Genomic DNA, 529 nt, shown 5'->3' with positions numbered 1-529 from the left:
GTCTTGATGGATTAGGAAGGGGATCAGGATATGGGGGTTTTAACAGAAATAGAACTGGTAAAATAAATGTAAGTTATGACTTAGGATTCACTACTAAATCCGGAGGGCTGCCAGTGGCTCCAAATAAAGAAAAAATAAAAATACTTAAAGAAAATGCTTTGAAAGGTGTTTTAGTAGTTATTAAAAATAAAAAAGAAATAGGTCGCTATAACCTTAATGCCATAAACAATTAATACATTCTATTTATTTACTTAGCTACTTACCAAGAAAGCTTTAACTGCAAATAAAAGGAGAAAAGCATGAGAGAAGCAACTAAATCAAAATTAGACAAATTGGTGGGCTTGAATTTAAGATACGCGGGGAGAGCCTCAAATTTGTTTTGGCTAGGATTTGGAGAAAAAATTTTAGTAACCAGAAGGGGGAAAAAAGAAGAAGTAGCTGAATATGCTTTACATATTCAATGTTCTTGGCGTATTACCAAAGGTTATAAAATTATAGTAGGATCGCAGGATTTCTATTCTCCAAGAAC

At 32.9% G+C, this 529-nt stretch carries 2 pseudogenes; both read left to right on the top strand.

The features are described from left to right. Window positions 1–233 (top strand): annotated as a pseudogene (locus AC1DRF_RS31940) (hypothetical protein); the annotation flags it as partial. 66 nt (window positions 234–299) lie between these two features. Further along, window positions 300–529, top strand: a pseudogene (locus AC1DRF_RS31935) (hypothetical protein); the annotation flags it as partial.

It is taken from the genome of Priestia sp. P5_B4, from assembly GCF_056400385.1.
This window is presented reverse-complemented; position numbering and strand designations above follow the sequence as displayed.